General features: G+C 42.3%; 19 protein-coding genes and 1 pseudogene. 5 read left to right on the top strand and 15 right to left on the bottom strand.

The features are described 5' to 3' along the window. Nucleotides 1–105: 105 nt before the first annotated feature. Nucleotides 106–816, top strand: a complete 711-nt coding sequence (locus J3P37_RS16910; protein ID WP_369414092.1) for a 3-ketoacyl-ACP reductase — start codon at nt 106–108, stop codon at nt 814–816. Between the two features lie 158 nt (nt 817–974). Here J3P37_RS16910 and J3P37_RS16905 read toward each other — a convergent pair whose 3' ends face one another. Further along, nucleotides 975–2,336 carry a PhoH family protein gene (locus tag J3P37_RS16905; protein WP_256012533.1) on the bottom strand — a complete coding sequence of 454 codons (1,362 nt, stop codon included), beginning with the start codon at nt 2,334–2,336 and terminating at the stop codon, nt 975–977. Nucleotides 2,337–3,776: 1,440 nt separating this feature from the next. Next, nucleotides 3,777–7,202, bottom strand: a complete 3,426-nt coding sequence (locus J3P37_RS16900) for a hypothetical protein (protein WP_256012532.1) — start codon at nt 7,200–7,202, stop codon at nt 3,777–3,779. Nucleotides 7,203–7,312: 110 nt separating this feature from the next. Between J3P37_RS16900 and tnpA the strand changes: the two genes are divergently transcribed. The 3 genes and pseudogenes from tnpA to tnpC all read left to right on the top strand — a co-directional run bounded on the left by tnpA (nt 7,313) and on the right by tnpC (nt 9,503). Continuing rightward, nucleotides 7,313–7,591, top strand: coding sequence for an IS66 family insertion sequence element accessory protein TnpA (gene tnpA, locus J3P37_RS16895; RefSeq protein ID WP_256012531.1), 279 nt, complete (start codon nt 7,313–7,315; stop codon nt 7,589–7,591). Continuing rightward, on the top strand, nt 7,591–7,920 hold the full coding sequence (gene tnpB / locus J3P37_RS16890; RefSeq protein WP_256012530.1) for an IS66 family insertion sequence element accessory protein TnpB: 330 nt from the start codon (nt 7,591–7,593) through the stop codon (nt 7,918–7,920). The genes tnpA and tnpB overlap by 1 nt, the downstream gene beginning before the upstream one ends. A 52-nt stretch (nt 7,921–7,972) precedes the next feature. Continuing rightward, nucleotides 7,973–9,503 (top strand): annotated as a pseudogene (tnpC, locus tag J3P37_RS16885) (IS66 family transposase). Here the strand turns inward: tnpC and J3P37_RS16880 are convergent. From J3P37_RS16880 to J3P37_RS16835, 11 genes are all read right to left on the bottom strand, one after another. Further along, complete coding sequence (locus J3P37_RS16880; RefSeq protein WP_256012529.1) at nt 9,480–9,854, bottom strand: hypothetical protein; 375 nt, start codon at nt 9,852–9,854, stop codon at nt 9,480–9,482. The pseudogene tnpC and the gene J3P37_RS16880 sit on opposite strands and share 24 nt — an antisense overlap. Before the next feature lie 739 nt (nt 9,855–10,593). Further along, nucleotides 10,594–10,824: a hypothetical protein gene (locus J3P37_RS16875; protein WP_256012528.1), complete on the bottom strand. Its 231-nt coding sequence runs from the start codon at nt 10,822–10,824 to the stop codon at nt 10,594–10,596. A gap of 9 nt (nt 10,825–10,833) precedes the next feature. After that, complete coding sequence (locus J3P37_RS23215) at nt 10,834–10,974, bottom strand: hypothetical protein (RefSeq protein ID WP_439648971.1); 141 nt, start codon at nt 10,972–10,974, stop codon at nt 10,834–10,836. Between the two features lie 282 nt (nt 10,975–11,256). Beyond that, entirely contained in the window at nt 11,257–11,604 is a 348-nt protein-coding gene (locus J3P37_RS16870; protein ID WP_256012527.1) for an RHS repeat-associated core domain-containing protein, read from the bottom strand. Continuing rightward, nucleotides 11,605–12,672, bottom strand: coding sequence for a hypothetical protein (locus J3P37_RS16865; protein ID WP_256012526.1), 1,068 nt, complete (start codon nt 12,670–12,672; stop codon nt 11,605–11,607). It abuts the gene before it with no gap. A 3-nt stretch (nt 12,673–12,675) separates the two neighbouring features. Continuing rightward, entirely contained in the window at nt 12,676–13,152 is a 477-nt protein-coding gene (locus tag J3P37_RS23210) for an RHS repeat-associated core domain-containing protein (RefSeq protein WP_439648970.1), read from the bottom strand. Next, the gene (locus tag J3P37_RS16855; RefSeq protein ID WP_256012525.1) at nt 13,149–13,286 is read right to left on the bottom strand and encodes a hypothetical protein; all 138 of its coding nucleotides are present in this window, start codon (nt 13,284–13,286) and stop codon (nt 13,149–13,151) included. Before J3P37_RS16855 ends, J3P37_RS23210 begins: the two co-directional genes overlap by 4 nt. Before the next feature lie 599 nt (nt 13,287–13,885). Further along, nucleotides 13,886–14,752 carry a tyrosine-type recombinase/integrase gene (locus J3P37_RS16850; RefSeq protein ID WP_256012524.1) on the bottom strand — a complete coding sequence of 289 codons (867 nt, stop codon included), beginning with the start codon at nt 14,750–14,752 and terminating at the stop codon, nt 13,886–13,888. Between the two features lie 3 nt (nt 14,753–14,755). Then, entirely contained in the window at nt 14,756–15,616 is an 861-nt protein-coding gene (locus J3P37_RS16845; RefSeq protein WP_256012523.1) for a tyrosine-type recombinase/integrase, read from the bottom strand. 79 nt (nt 15,617–15,695) lie between these two features. Continuing rightward, nucleotides 15,696–15,836, bottom strand: coding sequence for a hypothetical protein (locus J3P37_RS16840; protein ID WP_256012522.1), 141 nt, complete (start codon nt 15,834–15,836; stop codon nt 15,696–15,698). 93 nt (nt 15,837–15,929) lie between these two features. Continuing rightward, nucleotides 15,930–18,422, bottom strand: coding sequence for a CHC2 zinc finger domain-containing protein (locus J3P37_RS16835; RefSeq protein ID WP_256012521.1), 2,493 nt, complete (start codon nt 18,420–18,422; stop codon nt 15,930–15,932). Nucleotides 18,423–18,572: 150 nt separating this feature from the next. Here J3P37_RS16835 and J3P37_RS16830 point away from each other — a divergent pair, with 150 nt between their 5' ends. Then, nucleotides 18,573–18,938, top strand: coding sequence for a helix-turn-helix domain-containing protein (locus J3P37_RS16830; RefSeq protein ID WP_256012520.1), 366 nt, complete (start codon nt 18,573–18,575; stop codon nt 18,936–18,938). Nucleotides 18,939–19,009: 71 nt separating this feature from the next. Here the strand turns inward: J3P37_RS16830 and J3P37_RS16825 are convergent, their stop codons facing one another. Next, nucleotides 19,010–19,366 (bottom strand): hypothetical protein, encoded by a 357-nt coding sequence (locus tag J3P37_RS16825; protein WP_256012519.1) that lies wholly within the window; start codon nt 19,364–19,366, stop codon nt 19,010–19,012. 169 nt (nt 19,367–19,535) lie between these two features. Next, nucleotides 19,536–19,940 (bottom strand): prepilin-type N-terminal cleavage/methylation domain-containing protein, encoded by a 405-nt coding sequence (locus tag J3P37_RS16820; RefSeq protein WP_256012518.1) that lies wholly within the window; start codon nt 19,938–19,940, stop codon nt 19,536–19,538. Between the last annotated feature and the right edge of the window lie 98 nt (nt 19,941–20,038).

Here is a 20,038-nt window from a genome sequence, read left to right as displayed (position 1 = left end):
AAAAACACTCTTAATTACACTAAAGAGATCATTATCCGACCGTATTTTGACAGTATTTAGGTCAACCATTTCTAGCTTTGTAAAAAGAAAAAAACGACCATGGAAATGTTATCTGGAAAAAATGCTCTGGTCACCGGAGCCGGCAAAGGGATAGGCCGCGCTATTGCTATTGCTTTAGCTAAAGAAGGTGTACATGTAGCCCTGTTGGCACGCAGCGCTTCAGACCTTCAGGCAGTTGCCGATGAAGTAGAAAATGAAGGGGTGAAAGCTACCATCATTACTGCGGATGTATCAGACATTAATTCAGTTAATAAAGCGGTTAGCGATGCTACATCAACTTTAGGCGACCTGGATATCCTGGTTAACAATGCAGGAACCGCATCCTTTGGAAATTTCATGGACCTGGAACCTGCTGAATGGGAAAGGATCATCAAGGTAAATCTTTTGGGAGTATATTACACAACCAGAGCCGTTTTGCCATCCATGATCGAGCGAAAAGCAGGTGATATTATCAACATTTCATCAACCGCCGGTCAACGGGGTGCGGCGCTTACCAGTGCCTATAGCGCATCAAAATTTGGTGTGATCGGATTGAGTGAATCCTTAATGCAGGAAGTTAGAAAGCACAATATCCGGGTAACCACCCTTACCCCTAGTACGGTAGCCACCGACCTGGCCATTGAACTGAAACTCACAGACGGAAATCCTGAAAGAGTGATGCAGCCAGAAGACTTCGCAGAATTGATTATCGCTCAGCTTAAGCTGAACAGGAGAGTATTTGTGAAGGAGGCAGGTTTGTGGTCAACAAATCCATAGTGGTTAGCTAAGAGAAATTCTGTGTTAACCACAGAGAACACAGAGTTTTCCCCTGTCCTGAGAGTCCCGAAGGGTCTCTCAGGATTCAGATATAAAAAAGAGTCTCTGACTCGCTAAGCGCCATATTTAACGCCTAACAAGTCAAAGACTTTTTTTCCCTATAACAACTCCGTCGCCAAATTAGCAAGTTCACTTCTCTCCCCTTTCTGAAGACTAATATGCGCATACAAAGGATGCGATTTAGCCCTATCGATCAGGTACGACAAACCATTACTTTCAGAGTCCAGGTAAGGAGTGTCGATCTGGTAAATATCACCCGTAAAAACAACCTTCGTCCCCTCCCCAGCTCTTGAAATAATCGTTTTGACTTCGTGCGGAGTAAGGTTCTGCGCTTCATCTACGATAAAGAATATCTTAGTAAGTGTCCGCCCCCGGATAAATGCCAATGGCGATACAGCAATTTTGTCTGTCGTTACCAGTTCATCCAGTTTCAACTGAGTTTTAGGATCATCATTGAACTGATCGCGGATAAACTTAAGATTATCCCATATCGGTGCCATATACGGGTCTACCTTCGACTTAATATCTCCAGGAAGAAACCCAATATCCTTATTACTCAAAGGCACAATGGGCCGCGTAATATAGATCTGACGGTAATACTTGCGTTGTTCCAGTGCGCTGGCTAGCGCCAGCAAAGTCTTCCCGGTACCGGCATTTCCCTGTATGGTGACCAGTTTGATGTCCGGATTCAGCAAAGCATGAATCGCGTAATCCTGCTCCGGGTTCTTTGAAAAGATCCGGAAAGCCTGCTGTGAGGGAATGTGTTCCAGCGAATGATTGTTCTTGGAATAAAAAGCGAGGGCATTCGTTCCTTTTTTCCCTGTAATACTAAAAAAGTGGTTCGCATCCACAGATCCCGAAACTCCCAATGCTTCCGGAGTCAACAATCCCTTTCTTAGCTCCGTCAAAGTTTTTTCGGTGAACCCGGCAAGCTTACTGCTCCCGGAATAAAGATTCTCCAGGTTCTTTACTTTTCCCGTTTCGTAATCTTCCGCATGAATGTTCAGTGATTTTGCCTTAAGCCTCAGGCAAATATCTTTAGACACAAGGATCACCTTCTTATCACGGTTTTCCTGTTGAAGATGCAGCGCAGCATTTAAAATCTGATGATCAACCTTCCCTTTACCAAATAGCTCTTCCGCATCTAGCTCCGCTGGCTTATCGTCGAGGATGATTTTAAATTTACCGCGATTTTTTAAATTTTTCTTTCCGCTCAATGGCAACCACTCACTAATTAAATGATCTTTGGAGATATCATCTATCAGCCTGATGAAACTGCGGGCTTCAAAGTTCCTGATATCATTTCCATTCTTAAAATTATCGAGTTCTTCCAATACCTGTACAGGCACAGCAACATCGTGCTCCTGAAAATTTTTAAAGGCCAGATGATCATGGATTATTACAGATGTGTCGAGCACAAAGATCTTACGCGACTGGATTTCATTGCCATTTTGTACCATGTTTGCAATGTAAAAAATAGCAGTGGTTCAAGCAAGGGTTAAAGGATCTTAGCACAAGGCAAGCGGCTGTATACTCCCTCCATCAATATAGCCTAGGCGCTAAACAGAAAAACATGTTTGGACGCTCGACGCTCTGCTCAGGGAACAAAAAAAAGGCTTACTTTTGAATAAACATTTGCTTAAATAGCCATCTACTAGCAGTTCTAATAACAGGCGTCGATGATAACTAAAGGTGCCCTCGCCTTTGTACTTACGATTAATTGGCCTATATCCAGATTCTCAATGACTTCAGCTATGATACGAAAAGGATGGTTTTCAGGATTCAGTTCTTCCCCGGGTGGGAGGTATAAGCAAACTCTGATTAGGGTATATTCATTGAAGCAACAGCAGTGATTTCTTCGTCCCTGTGCCTTTTACGAAAAAAAATATACAAAAAAAAAGAGGCTGACCTTATGAGACAGCTTCGTTATTAAGGCTTGACTACTACTACTTTACTCGGTAGTAAATATTTCAGCTCCAATACCTGAAAGAACTAAAGTGTCTCCTTTCAACTTATATCCGAAGTCATGTTGACCGTAAAGCTAGTAACGATTGTTCCAGGAACGTCATGATACTCCGAGACAATATAAAGTGGCTGACGGTTTTGCTCTAAAAACGACTGGCTACATGGACAGGGTGAACTGCTGGTATAGCTATCATCGTTATCCGTGATGTATTACCCCCAGCATCCAATAGCCGTAAATTCGTATTAAAACCACTGCCGAATGAGACATCTGAACGGTAGCTGCAGATATCAGCGTAACTGGTAATAGATATCATTGCCAGACCTGCCTCCCACGTAGCCATCCCAAGGCAAGGATCGCCCGTGTAAAGACTGTGACCATACGTTCCTGAACTGCTGGAAGTACCAACATTGATAGCATTGTGAAAATTGGTTCTCTTCGAGGGGCTACCGCTATTAAGATCTCTAGCCTGATTGTAATTGTTACTGTAGTTATCGCCATCTCCGTTGTAGTAATTACCCCAGGAATCAAGCCTTAAGTCACTCTTTGCTTAGCCTCAAGGTTCAGACTTTGAACTGTCTTCACCGCACGGATCGCTGTCTTCTAAGCCTGTTGAATCTTGCCTATCTGTACCGCTTTCACCGAATCGACCTTCAGCGTCCGACGGTAATAGTGCTGCTGACGAAGCTCCTGCTCTTTCTCGCTTAGCCTGGGCATCGCCCGCCGGATACTGTCCTGACTTTACTGGGCATAAGTCGCTGTGGTGACCGACAAGGTCAGGTATAGGATAAAAAGAATACTCATATTTTTCCTTTTGAGATTTGTGATAATAGTCGTTATTTCACAACACAGCTATTTTTGTCGCTATCACTTATGGTATTAAATGAAAGGCTATCGCACGGCGTTTTCCACCGCTAACTCATGCTAACAATGTAGCTTATAACATCAAATTATTTACTTCAATTTCGTATTGTTTATCAGGCTCTATTATGATAGTCTGTCCCGACTCGAAATTAAAGTCAGTCTGGTCATTCAACGAGCGGAACAAATATCTTAAAAAGCCGTTTGTATAATTGATATCTGGATTAGGCCTGATACTAATTTGGTAAGTTCCCGCCGGGAGATAAATACTCGAGTAATCAAGCGGGCCTTCATAAACATAATTATATTGCACCTTTTGGGTAGCAACCACAGATCCCTCCTGCAAAAAGTCTATTTCCACCTTCCTAGGCTCGCTAATTTCGTGGGTATAGATTCCAGCTAATTTAATCAGAGCATTTCCCGAAGTGGAGGGACAGGCGGGAAGCACGGGAATAGTATTATTACTTTCGGCTTCGTGTTCGGCCTGGGAACTAGCAAAAGCAACATTGTCAGCTGAATATTTGCCACCCCTAACCACATAGTTGTAAACTTGATGCACTCCTGGAGAGCACTGAAAGCTACGGGTTCTCATCGTAGGCACGTTTGTATAAAATCCCTTATTAATACTTTTCACAGATGGCCCCAGCGTTTTATACTCAAAGCTTTTAATTATATTCTGATTATGGTCTAGTTTTCTTACTAATTTACCAACAGGATCGTACTCATAAAAAATTTTAAGGCCATTTGGCGCTGTTTGACTCGTGATTCCTATCAACGGTTTATACGTGCACGTACTTATTAACTGGCCTCCTATAAAACTATCTCTAAGTTCTTCAAGCAATTCCCGCAGAGAATTATCACTGACGGGATTATTGATCTGCGCATTGGAGAGATAGGAAACCGGTATAGAATTATAGTCTACTCCTTTAAGCTCAGCAACAGGGTAAAGGCTTTTGTAGCCCCATATGTATGAAACAGAAATATTATCAGCAGTTATCAGTTGCAATACATTTCCATATTGATCATACTTGTTAAAAGTAATATCCGTTTTTAACAAATTACCAGCAATTGAACTCTGTACAGAAGCTGGAGCCTGAAATCCGAAACCAGCTGACTGCTGGTCATAGTTGGTTTTTTTTCGTGATATTTCTTTACCAAGCGTTTCATTAGTTTGAATTTCTTCTATTGGCAAGTTGATTCGGTTCCAAGTAACCATATCATCGTAAACGATTGATCCAGGATAGTCATAGGGATACTTAAATGCGTGTCTAATTACCTGCCCTTTGCTATTCTTTTTATTTATTGCCGAAACCTGCAAATAGGGAAGTCTGTTGTATTCGTAAGTTGTAATATTGATAAGATTTCCAGAACTTTCGAAACGAGTCTCTGTTTCCTTCTCTAACAAGAGCTTTCCTGAAGCAATCCCATAAACATAAGTAGTAAAGTTGTTACTTGGATGCCCCGAGTAAAAATCCATGTACTCCCCAGAATAAGAGCCTTCTACAACGTTGTAAATGACTTTCTGAAACGCAGCTGCAACATATATCTGTTCAGGATTTAAATGCCGCAAATATTCAAACTCCTTTTTGTGGGTAGGAGTGAATTTCGATCCAGGAAGTGGTTTATAAAAAGTTATTGACTTCTGAGCACCTAGAAGACCACTCGTTTTCAGGAACGGAATATTCGTTTCAGGTATCCTGTTCTCCGGGAACAAGGGAGCACTAGTAAAATCATGGAAGGTGTTTGGAGGATAATATTCATAAACAATTTTACCAGAGGATTCTCCCAAATCCTGCTTGTATTCACTTATCTTATTATAATAGATCGGAGAACCGTTGCTGTACGTATAATCAAGCGCTGATGCTGATTGATAGGTTGTTTTCTTCTCGACAGCAAGGGTGTTCAGGCAGCTCGGGTTGGTACAAGCAGCATCACCCGCTAAATAATTCAATTCCTGTTCATAACTTACTGCACCAAAATAATAGTTTCCACCACCCGGAGTGGTACTAAACGGCGACAACTGAGGTTTGTTAACTAGAACTCCCGTTCCTTGTTCCAACTCGCCATAACGATAATATTTCTGGCTCACAGGTACACCGCCATTTGTGTCATAAGTGGTTATACTCCTGATTCGAAGTCCGCCGCTTACTTGGGGAAGTCTCTGCTGGATGACCCCATCACTGAAAATCTCTTCGTATTTATTTGCTTCGAAGTCAAAATCGCTATATCCTCCTGTCGGAAAGATCAATCGCTTCAAAAGACCTCGTCTCATATGATCTTCACTAGACGTTTCCGCCCAATTATCACCGCCGATTGTTATAGGCACATTCTCTATATAGTTGCTGCATCCCCAACTTAAATCAAAATAGTACCTGGGTTCAATGATAGTACCTGTAGGTAAGGAGAGTACACTACCATTAAAAGCATTTGCTTGGGCAATTTCGATTGTACTTGGATTTGAATACCCCCAGGCGTCGTGTCCCTTCAGATGATTACCAAAGCAAAATTTATTTGTATAGAACATTGCGTAACGATCATAAGTATCATCCCCGTTTCCGATATGAATCGAATCTAAGTAGCGCGTCCCCTGAAAATCTGTACCATTGTAATGTTTAGATTCAGTTGCGTAGAGCGCATTTGCGAAAGAGTAGTAAAAACTAACTTTTTTAACCTCTCTGCCTTCATAATCAAAAACTTGAACTGCGCTAAGCTCATCGGCCCCCGAAAATTGCACCTTACCTCCCCGAAAAGTAATTTCAGACAATGAAAGTCCGGCGACGTTTAGCTGCGTGCTATTATTTACCCCTGTCATTGGGTATATCTTATCTACCACAGTGCCTCCGTCAACATAAGGTACGTGAAAGTATGGTATTTTGTTACCCATGAGTACCATGTATTTGGGACTAGAGATTTCGTGGAAGGGGACTAAGCTGATTAAGTTTTGATAGCTGCCTGCCAGCTTAGCCGGGTCTTGATCTGATCGAACATAATTATTCAAACCACAAGGGCTATTGTTAGAATAATATTCCACTTGATCCTGGTAAAGCCGATAAGTCGTCACCGTCTTAGGCGAATAGCTAAAAATTATTTCGTCTGTCCCTGTAGAATTGATTATTTTTTTGCATTTCCAAGTCGTGACCTGGCAGTTAACACAAGTTCCCATGGCATCTATCGAACCGGAGGTTTCCATTCCATTAGCTCTTAACTGCTCGAAGTGTCCACCCATAGGTCCTCCGAATTGATATTTGGTGCCGTCAGAATCAGTAATTTCAAACGAACCTCCGTCGAAAGTAATAGCTATATTATCATATGGCACCGGAACAATTTTATACCCTATTCCGTTGGAGTTTTTCATGAAGTAAAACGTGCCTGACTTATTCAACAACTTATATGTGAATTTATCCGGTTGCCCGTCAGCCATTCCATTACTCAAATAATAAGCATGCTTGCCAGTGGTTGGATAAGAATCCCACCATTGCCCAGGAACAAAGTCAGTGATCATGTTATTACTTATATAACCGCTCTTTGATACATTAAAATCATCGTAAGCGGCCGACCAAACCCATATTGTTCTAAATAAACCATCCAGCTTTCTTTGTTGAAAATAAAGCAATGAAACAAAGAGAAGAAATGGAAGCCGCTGTCAAACGTTGGCGGGAAAGCGGATTAAAGAAGAAAGAGTTCTGTGAGCAACAGGATTTCAGCCTGAGCACCTTCAGCTATTGGATCACCCGGATAAATCAAAGCAACCGGAAAGGTTTTGTGTCTTTAAGTCCAACGGTCAAACCAGAGAGTAGCTCATCCATTGAAATTATCTACCCCAATGGCGTTCGGCTGAAAGTAGCTTCAACAGACCTAAAAACGATTTCCCAATTGATCAACCTCTGCTGATGTTCAGCCTAAACTCTTCTCATCAGTACTTCCTCTACCAGGGGCATTGCGACATGAGAAAAAGCTTTGAGGGATTATGTGGCCTGGTAGCCTCGGAGCTTAAGCGGGATGCCACCAGCGGCGAAGTATTTGTCTTTTTGAACCGGCAGCGGACCCATATCAAACTGCTTCATTGGGAGCACGGAGGGTTTGTTCTTTACTACAAGCGCCTGGAGCAAGGTACCTTTCCGGTCTCTTCAAAAGGGCAATTGACCTGGGCAGATCTGGTACTTATGATCGAAGGGATACAAGTACAGAAAAGTCGGCAGCTTCGCCGCTATCAGACATAAAAAAGATGCCTTTTTTCTTGCCTGAACGCAGTTTTTTGAGTAATTTCAGGCCATGGATATGGCACTGGAACACCTCTCAAAAGAGGACTTAATCGCTCTTTTGAGGAAGAAAGATGCCGCCATAGAAACTCATCAAAAAATCAATTCTACCCTTCAGGACGAAAACAGACATCTGAAATACCAGGTAGAACTTCTTAAGCGGATGCAGTTCGGTCAGAAGCGGGAACGCTTCGAAGGCAACCCCGATCAGGGAGTGCTTCCTTTTGAAGTTCCGGCAGAAGAAGTGGCCAGACAGGAAGAGGAAGTAAAGGAACAGATTACCTATACCCGTAAAAAACAATCAGCCCATAGAGGCCGTATGGCTCTTCCAGCTCATCTTCCGGTAGTAGAAATCAAGATCCATCCGGAAGGAGATTTATCGGACATGGTATGCATTGGAAAGGATATAACTGAAGAATTGGATTGTGAGCCTATCCGTTTCTTTATTCGCCGTTATATCCGCTATAAGTACGCAGCCAAAAACGGAGAGGGTGTAAAAACCGGGGAACTGCCGGAACGGGTGATCGACAAAGGAATCCCGGGAGCTGGATTACTGGCAATGATCCTGACCGATAAGTACATGGATCACCTGCCGCTGTACCGGCAAAAGCAGCGATTCGCCAGAGAAAACATACCCATTGCCTCCTCCACTCTGGAAGGCTGGGTCAAACAGGGCCTCCAGCGGCTGGACCCCTTGTTTCAGCAACTCAGGTTTGATATTAAAGCCAAAGGCTATTTACAGGTTGATGAAACCAGTATAAAAGTCCTGGAAAGTGATAAGAAAGGTGCTTGTCACATGGGTTTCTATTGGGTTTATCACAGCCCTTTAGATGGACTGGTATTGATGGACTATCAGCCTACACGCGGTGCTGTAGCCACCAAAGAAATGCTGACCGGTTTTCGAGGTTATCTTCAAAGCGACGGTTATGCCGTATATGCCAAAATTGGTCAGCGGCCGGAAGTAACCCCTGTTGCCTGTTGGGCACATGCCCGAAGAGAATTTGAACGGGCTTTGGATAACGATAAGCTAAGGGCCGGCAGAGTATTAGCCTTGATACAACAACTCTATGCCGTAGAACGGAAGGCAAAAGAGGAGCTGTTGAACCCAACTCAGATTAAGGAATTACGGCTGAATGAATCACTGTCGGTTATCAACGAACTGGGAAAATGGATCTTTGCTGAAGTTAAAAAAACTTTGCCCAAAAGCCAGATCGGCAAAGCAATGCGGTATGCTATGGAGCGCTGGGATAAACTAAGCGCCTACTTACAAGATGGACACCTACATATTGATAATAATGCCATTGAAAATGCTATTCGCCCAATTGCTCTGGGACGGAAAAATTACCTGTTTGCCGGAACTCATGATGCTGCCGCCCGCGCTGGGATGATCTTCTCCTTCTTTTGCCATTTGCAAAAAACATGATGTTAATCCTTTCCAATGGTTAAAGTATGCGTTGCAGAATATCATGACCATTAACCATAAGGACATCCGGCAGCTGTTCCCTCAGAACTATAAAAACTTAATTCAGAAAGAAAACATGTAGTTGATCGGGCGGATACAAATCATCAATGCCATTAATAGTTCGACTGATCTGTAAATCAGATGAAAGCGACCAACCCAGTCCAGCTCGTGTAGCTTGCTCGTTAATTTTAAATCCTCCACTGTGATAGGTAAGCTTAACAGGCAAAGACATCCCTCCTATATTTATGTCGTAAATAGGAACCTGAATGTTTGGAATTCCAGTGTTTAAATCGACTGGATATTCCACCATCTTAGCTAAAGCTGCAGCTTCAGGAGACACTGGCAAAATACTTTTAGTTTGTCCGTTAAGTATTAGAGTTGATAATAAAAAAAAAGTTATTCCAATAAGATTTTTAAAATATTTTACGTTCATAACATTACCTGTAACTTCTTTGAAAAACAAGCATTAACCGATAGATAATAGTGAAATTGCCCCTTATCTTTAGCAATTAAAATTAAACGTCAGATATTAAAGCCATATTAAAAAGAAAAAAACTTTTCTACATTGATTGATCTTATAACTAGGAGTAGTGCCACTACTTTCTCTTCAACTATTAACCTCGAATCTGTCCTAGGCGTCCAGGCATTTTACTTCAATGCTAGTTGTAAGGAGGCCCTACCACCAGTATAAATTTCTTTCTTCGACTAAAAACTTGCTCTCTATACATCCCGTTTAGAATGAGCGTGTCATTTCCTTTGAACTTAAAAGCCAAGCTATTGTCATAGTCCTCATACTTTAATTAAATTTAAAACAATGCATTTTCAATACTATTGACACCCCAGATATGATCAGTTTATTTATCTCTTAAGTTCCGCCTTTTCCTTTTCTACTGGTATTTTGTCAACCAAAATAGATTCGGCTTTTTAACTAACATAAAACCAGCAAAGCTATTTAAAGTAAGCGACCAACAATACAAAAACGCCTGGCTCAAAAAGAACCAGCCGTTTTGACTTTATAATTGATCCGAGCCGCAGGCTCAAACCAGCTTACAGGGTTACTATTTGATATATCCCACTTCCTGAAATCGTTATTAAACCCAAAGTCCCTTCATTACATTTAGAAACGAGGGTTTCCCAATATTGAGAATTAATATCTTCAATCTCAGATTTAACTAGTTTACTTTTCTTATTTGCTCATTAGAAAAGAGATCACTTTTGGCCTTATAAATTGCAAATGGTGTATCATTATATGGAAAACTTTCTCGAATCCAACTAATAGTATCATTGAAAGACAACGGTACTTTTTTGTCTTTCAATTCGTCTAAATAAAGTGCATCGATGATCAGATATGATTCGCCGTTATTAAGCTGTAATGATTCGTTATTTAAAGACAAATTTTTCATAATATTCGTTTATTTATATGGTACATAAGGCAAGTGTTCTAAACCAAATGTTCTTAACATCCCTTCTGCTTGATGAAAGAGTTCTGAAGAAATTGCATTAGGATTAGCTCTGATAAATTTCTCCCACATTTTATTCCACTTCCCAGGCAAATTACCTAAGCCATTCCCATGCCCCCCTTGAGATGCGTCTGTCTACTAATTTGTACTGCACAGCTATCTATGTTTGCGATCCCCTTTTGTTTAAACCAATTTCTAAATTGTTGAGAAAGCAGGTGGTGATTATGCAATGGCCCTGACCCAAGAAGCAATTGCCCTCCTAGTTCCCGTATGCCAGTTCGTATTCCACCACTTACGAATGAGCCCGCCCCTAGGGTAGCAACATCGAATATTAAACCACCAGCACCAAGACCTGCTTGTAAAAGATTGCCATCTCTACCCCCCGGTGAAATCCCTACCAGAACCAACAATCGGAATAAAATCAATAGCGATATTGGCAACAGTAGAAGCTGTTGATGAACCCTTAGAACCAGATATCGTAACGGCATTCAAAGCAATTACATCTTTATCTGGATCAAACTGCCTTGCATTTGAGTCATTACCAGTGGTAATATTATTTACAGCAAACGTGTCCAACCCTAATGGATCGATATAATTGGCAGGATTATTTAATATGTAGTTGTATGGATTGACATCAAAATGATTTTCAGCCCAAGGACCAATCACATTCCATCTTGCGACTACCGGATTATAGAACCGTGCTCCGTAATCATATTGATGCAACTATTCCACAACCTGAATTGTTCCTGCTCCTGAGTAGATCCACGTTTTTACACCATTCTCATTATTCCCATAAAAAGCGATAGGTGAAGCATAAGTAGGTTTGTATAACTTCTCCTCCACCCAATTTTTTCCACCGTCTACACTTTTCATTATATGATTCTCAATATACATTCCTCTCCTTTCACCTACCAATAGGATTAACTGGTTATCGTGAATTATCAATTCCTGAGGAAAAGTTCTAGCTCCAAAGTTAATTTTATAAATTAAACTATACTTATTACTTTTCACACGTTTGTAGATACTTAAACTATCATTTTCTACTCCCGCTACAAACAGCGACTTGCCATCTTTTCTTAGCAGTGATGCTTGAAAAGCTAAGGGAAGTGCCTCTTTATTAACTTTCTCAGTTATTCTGTCGAACGTTATCAAAGCATCATAGATACCACTATCGATATTTTCTGATTCTAAAAAGCCAAATGATGTTTTGTCAATAACCGGCTGGAATACAAACCTGTCAACAACGACCTTCCAGGTCATACCTCTATCTTTAGAGGTATATAATCTAAATTGACCATTACTTTCCTTCTTGGTTATAACCCAAGTTTTGCTATCTGAAAAGTCTGCGTCCCTTACATATGAATCTATAACGGTAAATAATTCCCACTTATTTGCTGCTCTATTTAGTCGGTGAACAATTGAATTATCCCTTCCATTCATATTTTGACACCTAATTGTGTATACGTCATTGCCAGACATATGCGCATTAATTATTATGCCTTCTCCTAGCTCCTGCCCTTCCCATGTCATCCCCCCATCAGCCGTACGGTAGACCATAGAGGTATCTACCCTAAAAGCTTCTCCATTTTCCTTCCAAACCGCTTCTCCATGTCTTTCACGGAATAAATACCCTTCTTTTTCATTCACGAAAATCATTTTGAAATAACTTTCACCTTCTAGAGGTAAACCGCGACCTTCAATGATATTTAAATCCTCACTTTCGTTCGTACATCCCATAAACAAACATAAAAAGATAATAATTACTATATATGATGATCTAAAGACTTTCATGGCTTAATTTTTCTGAGGCAGTGTTGAATAAATTGCTTGACTTACTTTTGTAAAGGCTTCGTCGTTTAACTCAATATTTGGATTTGCTTTAATACCCTTATCCATCTCTTCTTGTAAGTTGAGAAGAGCATTATCAAGCCAGCGTTGTCCTTCTTTTGTTAATGTTTTACGAGTTTGATTCCTAAACCTATTTAAGTACTTGTGACCATAATTTGAATAATAACTAGGGGCCTCTTTGCCTGGATGTCGTTTTTCGAAATCTTCTTCTCGGTCTTTATAATAATTAGCACCATGGCGTATTTGACTTAGAAAACTTGCAATTTCATCCGGATCACTTGTAGATGCATTACCATTAGCGTCATAACTCCACATTCCATCAGGATCAATATACCGAATAGGGTTGTTTAAAGCATAATTATAAGGCGTCCACCTTCTACCCATTTCTGCAAGCGGATCGACACTATTCCACCTTCCAATCACCGGATCATAGAACCTTGCCCCATAATCGTATTGCTTACCACAACTTTTTCACTGTTTCCCAGACTTTCCGGCCACTCATTTTCAGCCTGTAAAAAGAACGATTGTAGCAGTAAAGTTAGCAGTTTGTTTTTCATTTGCAAGCGGGTTAGTGGGTGCTCCGATCAGGGGCAGTACCGGTAAGGATGATCATCTGTTACAGCAAAGTTAGCCTCCGAAGGATAAGCAGTAAAGGGGCTTTCGCGGCATAAATGCTCATTCCGCTGCGCTGCATTCCGCTTTATTCCACGGTCCCCCTGACAGCTTACCCTTCTCCCGCTTTTTGGGGGCTTAACAGATGATCACCCCAAACCTCTGACAACATCCGGGCGAAAGAAAGGCGACCTCGCAGGGATGGAAAGGGCTTTGGTTTGCGGGGAGCCTTGTGCGGCTCTTTCTATCCCGGTGAGGTTCCCTGGGAGTTTGAGGGGCGGAAGGCGCCCTCAATCAAACAAATGCGAAGCGCCATACGCCTGTGGCTTTGTGCTTTTGTTTAAACGGAGTGAGTGGCACACTTACTTCAGCTTCGCTGGCCGCTTTTAGGAGCGCTGGGCTGGTCAGGAGAAGCGGCTATTTAACATAATTGCCTTATAGGACGGCTTTGGTTTGTGCTTTGGATAGAGTGGTTGTACTATAAGATGCGGTTATGTTATTTAGCTTAGGTTCGTGCGGTTGGGTGTGGTGGGTTTGTGCGCTTTTACTTCATCGGGTGTTGCGCATGGATCATACTGTGCAGGATCTCGACCTCACTTTGTTTATACTTTTCGGTGCTGCTGATTTTCTTATGGCCGGCAAACATCTGAACAATTCTTAACTCATTTCCTGCTTTTAGAAGATTAGTAATCACACTTCCACGGATGCTTTTACAACTTACTTTCCTGGGATGAAAAAGTCCTTTGTAATGGCTGATTACATGCTTTATAATGTCATGGCTTAACAATGTTCCTCCTCTCAGGCCGATTAAGAGCCGGTCATTTCCTCTGCCGTTTAACAGTTGTTTCCGGACTTCATCCTGGTAGTGATGAAAGAGCAGGATCTGGTTTGACTTTAAAGATAAGGTTCGGCTGTTGGTGTTCGCCTGGGATTTGATATAGATGGTTCCGTCTGCTAAGTTGATGTCGTTTATTTTCAGTTCGGCAAGTTCTCTTGGCTGCAATCCCTGGTGGATTAGCAAACTCATTAATACCTTATTTCGTTCTGCTAACAAGGCGTAACGCTCTTCTTTATGCAGCAGCTGTTCCAGTTCTCCAGGCGTGAAAAAGTCCTGTAATTGTATGTCATTATTGATCTGGTCTCTTAGCCGGATGGCTGCTGTCGGGTTGTCTGTTCGCTGGCCGGTAACGTTCAGATAATCGTAATAAGCTTTTAAGACAGATAAGATTCTGCGGATAGTTTTAGGGTTCCGGTAGCGGTTTCTTAACTGGCCAATATAACCAAACACTTCTTTATAACTCGCCTTCTCTGCTCCGGGGCAATTGCTCAGGTAGATTCCTATTTCACGCTGGTAGGCTTTGGCTGTCTCTTTTGCGTAGCGTTTCTCCAGGTATTCTTTCAGTTCTTCCATGCTCTACAGTTTAAGGATCTGCTGCTTGCTCACTTTTGCATAGATCTGCGTAGTCTCCAAAAAGCTGTGTCCTAAGAACTGCCGGAGCAGCTCTACCGTCATTCCGTTTTCCAATAAATGAGTGGTAATGCTGTGGCGCAAATGGTGCAACGTAATCGCTTCCGGCAAGCCTGCTCTTACAATAAGTTCTTTCAGGATCTTCTGATAACCCTGTCCATGCATTCGATTTCCCAACTTATTGAGCATAAAGGCACTTTCATCATTTCGGGCTACCTGATAGATTCGCTGCTGACGGTAATAGTTTTCAAGGTCTGCTGCTACCTGTGCCGGCATCGGTACAGCTCTTCGTTTTGCGCCTTTCCCTGAGCGAACATAAAGCAGTTGTTGTTTAAAGTGAATGTCTTTTGTATTCAGGGCATGACCTTCGCTTCTTCTCAAACCACAACTATAAAACAGGTGCAGAACGGCCCGTTCCTTCAGATTTTTTGCTGCTGCGAACAGCTGCTGCACGGCCTCCGGGCTGAGCGGCTCCCGGCTCTTCTTTCCGGGCTGGGTAAACTTCAGCGCACTGATCGGGTTATGCGCCAGCTGTCCACTTTCTTCCAGCCAGTTAAAGAACACTTTCAAGGCAAACACGTGATGATGGATATAACTTTCACTTAAGCCGCCTTCCTGGTGTTTGTTGGGCCGCTCTTGTAGATGCTGGTGATACTGACTGATATGGTGTGGGGTGGTTTGATTTATTTCTGATAAGTTGTGATAGCTTAAAAAGTCTGCTAGCATGGCCGGAAGCATGCTCTGGCTGCTCTGGCCGTAACCTGCCTGGGATAAATAAGCTTTAAAGTCGGTGATTAAGGGCATCATAGCTGTAGGGTTCGTAGGGGTAAAAAAAGGTGCTTGCACACAATCCTGGAACTTGGAACGCCAGCGCTAAAAAGAGGCTTTAGAGCTTCTGTTCAATGTTTTTGTTTAGTTCTGGTGTTCCGCTGGCGTTCCGGGGTGTTCCAGCTTTCAGGGCTTCCAGTTGTTTTTCAAGGTGCTGCCTGATCTTTTCCCGGATGGCCTGGTAGTTATCCCAGTACATGATCTTGTATTTAAAGCCACGATTGGCATGGCCGCCTGACTGATGGATATATTCTAAGTTTGTTAACTCATTTACAAACCTGAACAGCTGTGTTTAGCTTACGGCCAGCGCCTGCCTTACTTCCAGCAAACTGAACTCGGCTTTCTGATGGGAACCGTTATCCTTCTTTTCCAGATAGTTTTTCAGCTGCTCAAAGAACTGCCGTAAAGAGCCATCTAGTTCATCTACTTTCAGCACAATACTTTCAAACAGGATATTTACTGCGGTTTCAATATCGGCCAGCTCGGCAATCAGTCTGCCTTGTCCGTCTTTCTTGCGCTGGTACTGGCTGAGGATCGTTACCATTTTAACAAAGCTTTGAAACAGGTCGTTCAGCCTTCTGATCTTGTGGGCTTCCTGGGGTAAATGGATCTGGTTAGCAAAAGGGTTCAGCACTTCATAAGATTTAAGGATGCGCACAAAGTTTTGCAGACTGCGCCGGGTTTCCTGTTCCTTTCTTCCGTCCAGTTGGCCGGCTGCTTTTTCGTTCTGGTAATGGATGATTCTTTTGGTTTGCTCAGAGCTTTCATCGACTGCAATTAAGAACACCCTGCCCATATTATCCTCGTAGATCTCGCCACGGGTGGTGCAGGCCATTGAGGCAATCGGCCCTTTTACCGTTTTCTGTCCGCTGGTGATTTGTCCGTTTTCCAGTTTGATGCTGGTGGCGCTCGTCAGTTCTCCGTTTGATTGCAGTTCTCTAAAGGCAAAGCCGGCTTCTTCGGGCAATCCGTCAATATCTTCCAGGCAAAGCAGGCGGTTTATAAAGAAGCGTTCAGGGTAGTTGTATAAGGCTTTATCGCTTACCCTGGTCAGTTTGGTTACTTTTTCGGGCGGCATGCAATCAGCGATCTGTTTGAGCAGCCTGGTCTTTCCGCTTCCGCTGCTGCCCTGGATTAAAGCGTGCAGCGTGTCGGGCATTTTATAGCTCAGGGCGATAATAAAAAGGAACAAACGGTTCTTTTCTTCGCCAACGATTCCGGCTTTGCCTAAAGTTTCATTTAAAGAAGTGATCAGGTTTTTGTCTCTGGCAAGGGCTTCTGCCTGCTCCCGTTCCTGGGCGGTTAAGGGAACTATTATTTCTTCGCTGGGGTTTGCTTCTTCAATTTTCAGCAATTCTTCTTCCCGGTAGGTTTCGAGTAAGTCGGTCAGTTTATACAGGTCTGCTTCCAGTTGGTCTGCTCTCAGGTCTATCTTTTCTGCGACCTCCCGGCTTACTTTCTCCACCTGTTTATCTTCGTAGAGGTCCAGTTTTGTGCGGCTCTTGGTCGTGCCGGATTCAATCACCAAAGTGACTTTCATGCTGTCGGCCTGCTTGCTGATCCCGCCCAGGATAGCGTAACGGGCGGTCGGACTGGCGTAAGTGATCTTCCAGGGATTTTTAGTGTTTAGTGCTGGTAGTTCTTTTTGTCCGGCCTTGTCTGGTGCTGGGTTTTTCTTTTCAATTGAACTGATATTTTCCGGAGAAAGAAAAAGAGCGAATCCCCCTTCAGGGGGCAGGGGGTTTCGCTCTTCCAGCAGTTGGCCGAAGATGGCGAGATCATCATGAGCCAGGGCCGTTTCGTTTACGTCTTTCAATGGAAGATTTAAAGCGGATAAGCTAAGGTGAGGCAAGAGCTGGTGCAGCTCTCCGGCATATTTGATCAGCGCCGCTTTTCCGGCTTCATCGGTATCAAAGGCAAAGGTTATTTCTTCCAGTTCCTTGAGTTCTTTAATGGCGTTTACCATTTCTTCGTTCAGGCCGTTGGTACCGTAAGCAGCTAGTACGCTGTAATTTTCTGTTATAGTTTTGATTTGTAAAAGGGTTGCGGCATCAATTATACTTTCTGTAATAATCAGCTTTCTGGTTTCCGCTTTGGGATAACCAGGATAAAGTCCGCTACGGTCTTTTAAGTAAAAGTGTTTGGCATTTTCTGTATTCAGGGTGGAACGAAAGTACAAGCCGGAGATCTGGCCAGCTTTATTTTTGAGGGCAAACACAATGCAGCTTTTTCCAAATACTCTATAAGCTTTTTCCCCGGTTCTGGCGGTCTGGCCGGCATCGATCAACAAGCCATATTTCAGGCACTGCTCAATTAAGGTTTCATCTTTGCGTGTGCCGTGGTGGAACTGGGCGGCATTATAGCCAATCTCCAGTTTTGTAAAGTCCAGTTTCCGGCTCGATATATATTCCTGGGCTGGCTTGGAGTTGTGCACCGCATTTCTAAAGTAGCTGAACATCTTCTGAAGGAAAGCTTCCTTGGTCATGGCCGTGGTATTTGCTGGCTGGCTGCCGCCTTTGATCATCCCTTCGGCCTGTTTGATGGCTTCGTGTTTGCTCAGGTTTTCTTTGTGCATAATAAAGTCGATCACATCTAAGCTTTTGCCGTGGGTTTTGCAGCCCGATGAAAAGCAGTAGCAGGTCTGCGTTTTGTAGTACACCTGCATACTCGGGGTTTTATCTTCATGGAATGGACAATGCAGGCGTAGGTTCTTATCGGGTTTCAGGTTGTAATAACTGAGTACCTGGGCCACGGTGAGCTGCTGTTTGATTTCGGAGATCTCCATACTTGCGGACTTGAAAAAAGATTTGACTTATTTATCAAGTACAAAAACTAGTATATTTGATTTATAAAACAAATATAGATTTAGATTAACTTTCTTCATTTGAATAATACATCATCATTATCGTTATTTGTTGTACTATTAAACATCATTATGAATATTGGAGAACAAATAAAGAAGATAAGAACGGCTAAGAACCTGTCTCAAAAGGAAGTAGCACTGGCCCTTGAAATGGATCAGGCGCAATTCTCCCGGATTGAAAGCGGAAAAACTGATCCTGCATTCTCTACTATCGAAAAGATTGCCCAGGCTTTAGGCGTACAGCTTTCTGAGCTGGTTAACGCTGATGATGTTTTTAAAGAGGTAAACTCTTACGATAAGTCTGTGATTGAAAAGCTGGCCCTGGTAGAACAGCTGGAAGAAAAGGAGAAAACAGCTTTCTTCTCGATACTGGATGCGCTGGTTTCTAAAAAGAAGTTGAAAGATTCGCTTTCTAATGCGCTGACGCTAGCGCAATAAAACAAAAAAGCCTGGCTCATTTTAAGAACCAGGCTATAACTTTTTTAACTTACTTACTCTCTATCTACGCTTCATTCTTGCGCTAAATAAGGAAATATTCTATCACTTATCTTGAAAACGAAGTCTGATTTAAGCAGCCAGTCAGCTTCTTTTACTACGCTTTTATTTACCTCTTCAGCTTCAACAAGAGACATAAAGTTTTCAATTTTATCGATAAATGCGAGTTCAAACCCCAACTCGTTCAACCCTTCCGCTATTATATCTATAGCCTCACGTATTGTCTCGCTTTTCACCAATATATTAGCCCAGGCACCAATATATTGGTCTGGAGACTCTTCTATATCAATAAGGCTGTTAAATTCAATTCCATCTTTGGCCTTGATATGAACAAAGCTAAGCCATATCGTTGAATACTTCTCTTTTCTCATTCCTTGTTTTTCTTTGATGATCTATCAACATAATGAATATTATCCTTTCCTTCAAGTTTTTTACCATCCTTGGTTGAATGATAATGTGTCTTTTGACCTTTATCACTTGAATGTTTTGCTGGTGCTGTGTTTGACTTAGGGTTATTTCTTGCCGCGTCTTTGGCAGATTTTAAATTTGGCTTTTCAACCGAGTGTATTTTGGGTTTACCACTTGGATTGTGTCCATTATGACTATCAACAACAAAGAACATATGCTGAGTGACGTAGTGGGACTCGACTGACTTACCTCGATCCGGTAATTGGCTCTGCCATCTTTGCTGTCCGTACTTAGTTTCTCCTGGATGAAACCCAATTCATTAAGATCGGTGGAATATTTAGATTTTTCGAAGAAGTAATTTTTCTCAAGAGTGTGCAAATGTTCCAGCTGAACTTTCGCTTCAGTGCTTTTGGCTTTAGTGATTAAGGGAAGTAAGTTTGGTAAGGCTAGTAATACCAAAATGCCGATAATTACCAGCACGATGAGGATTTCGGTGAGAGTATAGGCCTTTAGCTTGTGTTTTAAAACAGAACTCATTACTGTGATAGGTTTGAGGTATAAAGTTAATAAAGTGAAATTAATGTGCAAATAGTTTACACATTAATTTACAAAATCAATCAAACACTTCAGACTTA

The organism is Desertivirga xinjiangensis (assembly GCF_024436435.1).
Taxonomy (GTDB): domain Bacteria; phylum Bacteroidota; class Bacteroidia; order Sphingobacteriales; family Sphingobacteriaceae; genus Desertivirga; species Desertivirga xinjiangensis.
Note: the sequence above shows the minus strand (reverse complement) of the source record. Positions and strands in the feature narration are given on the sequence as shown.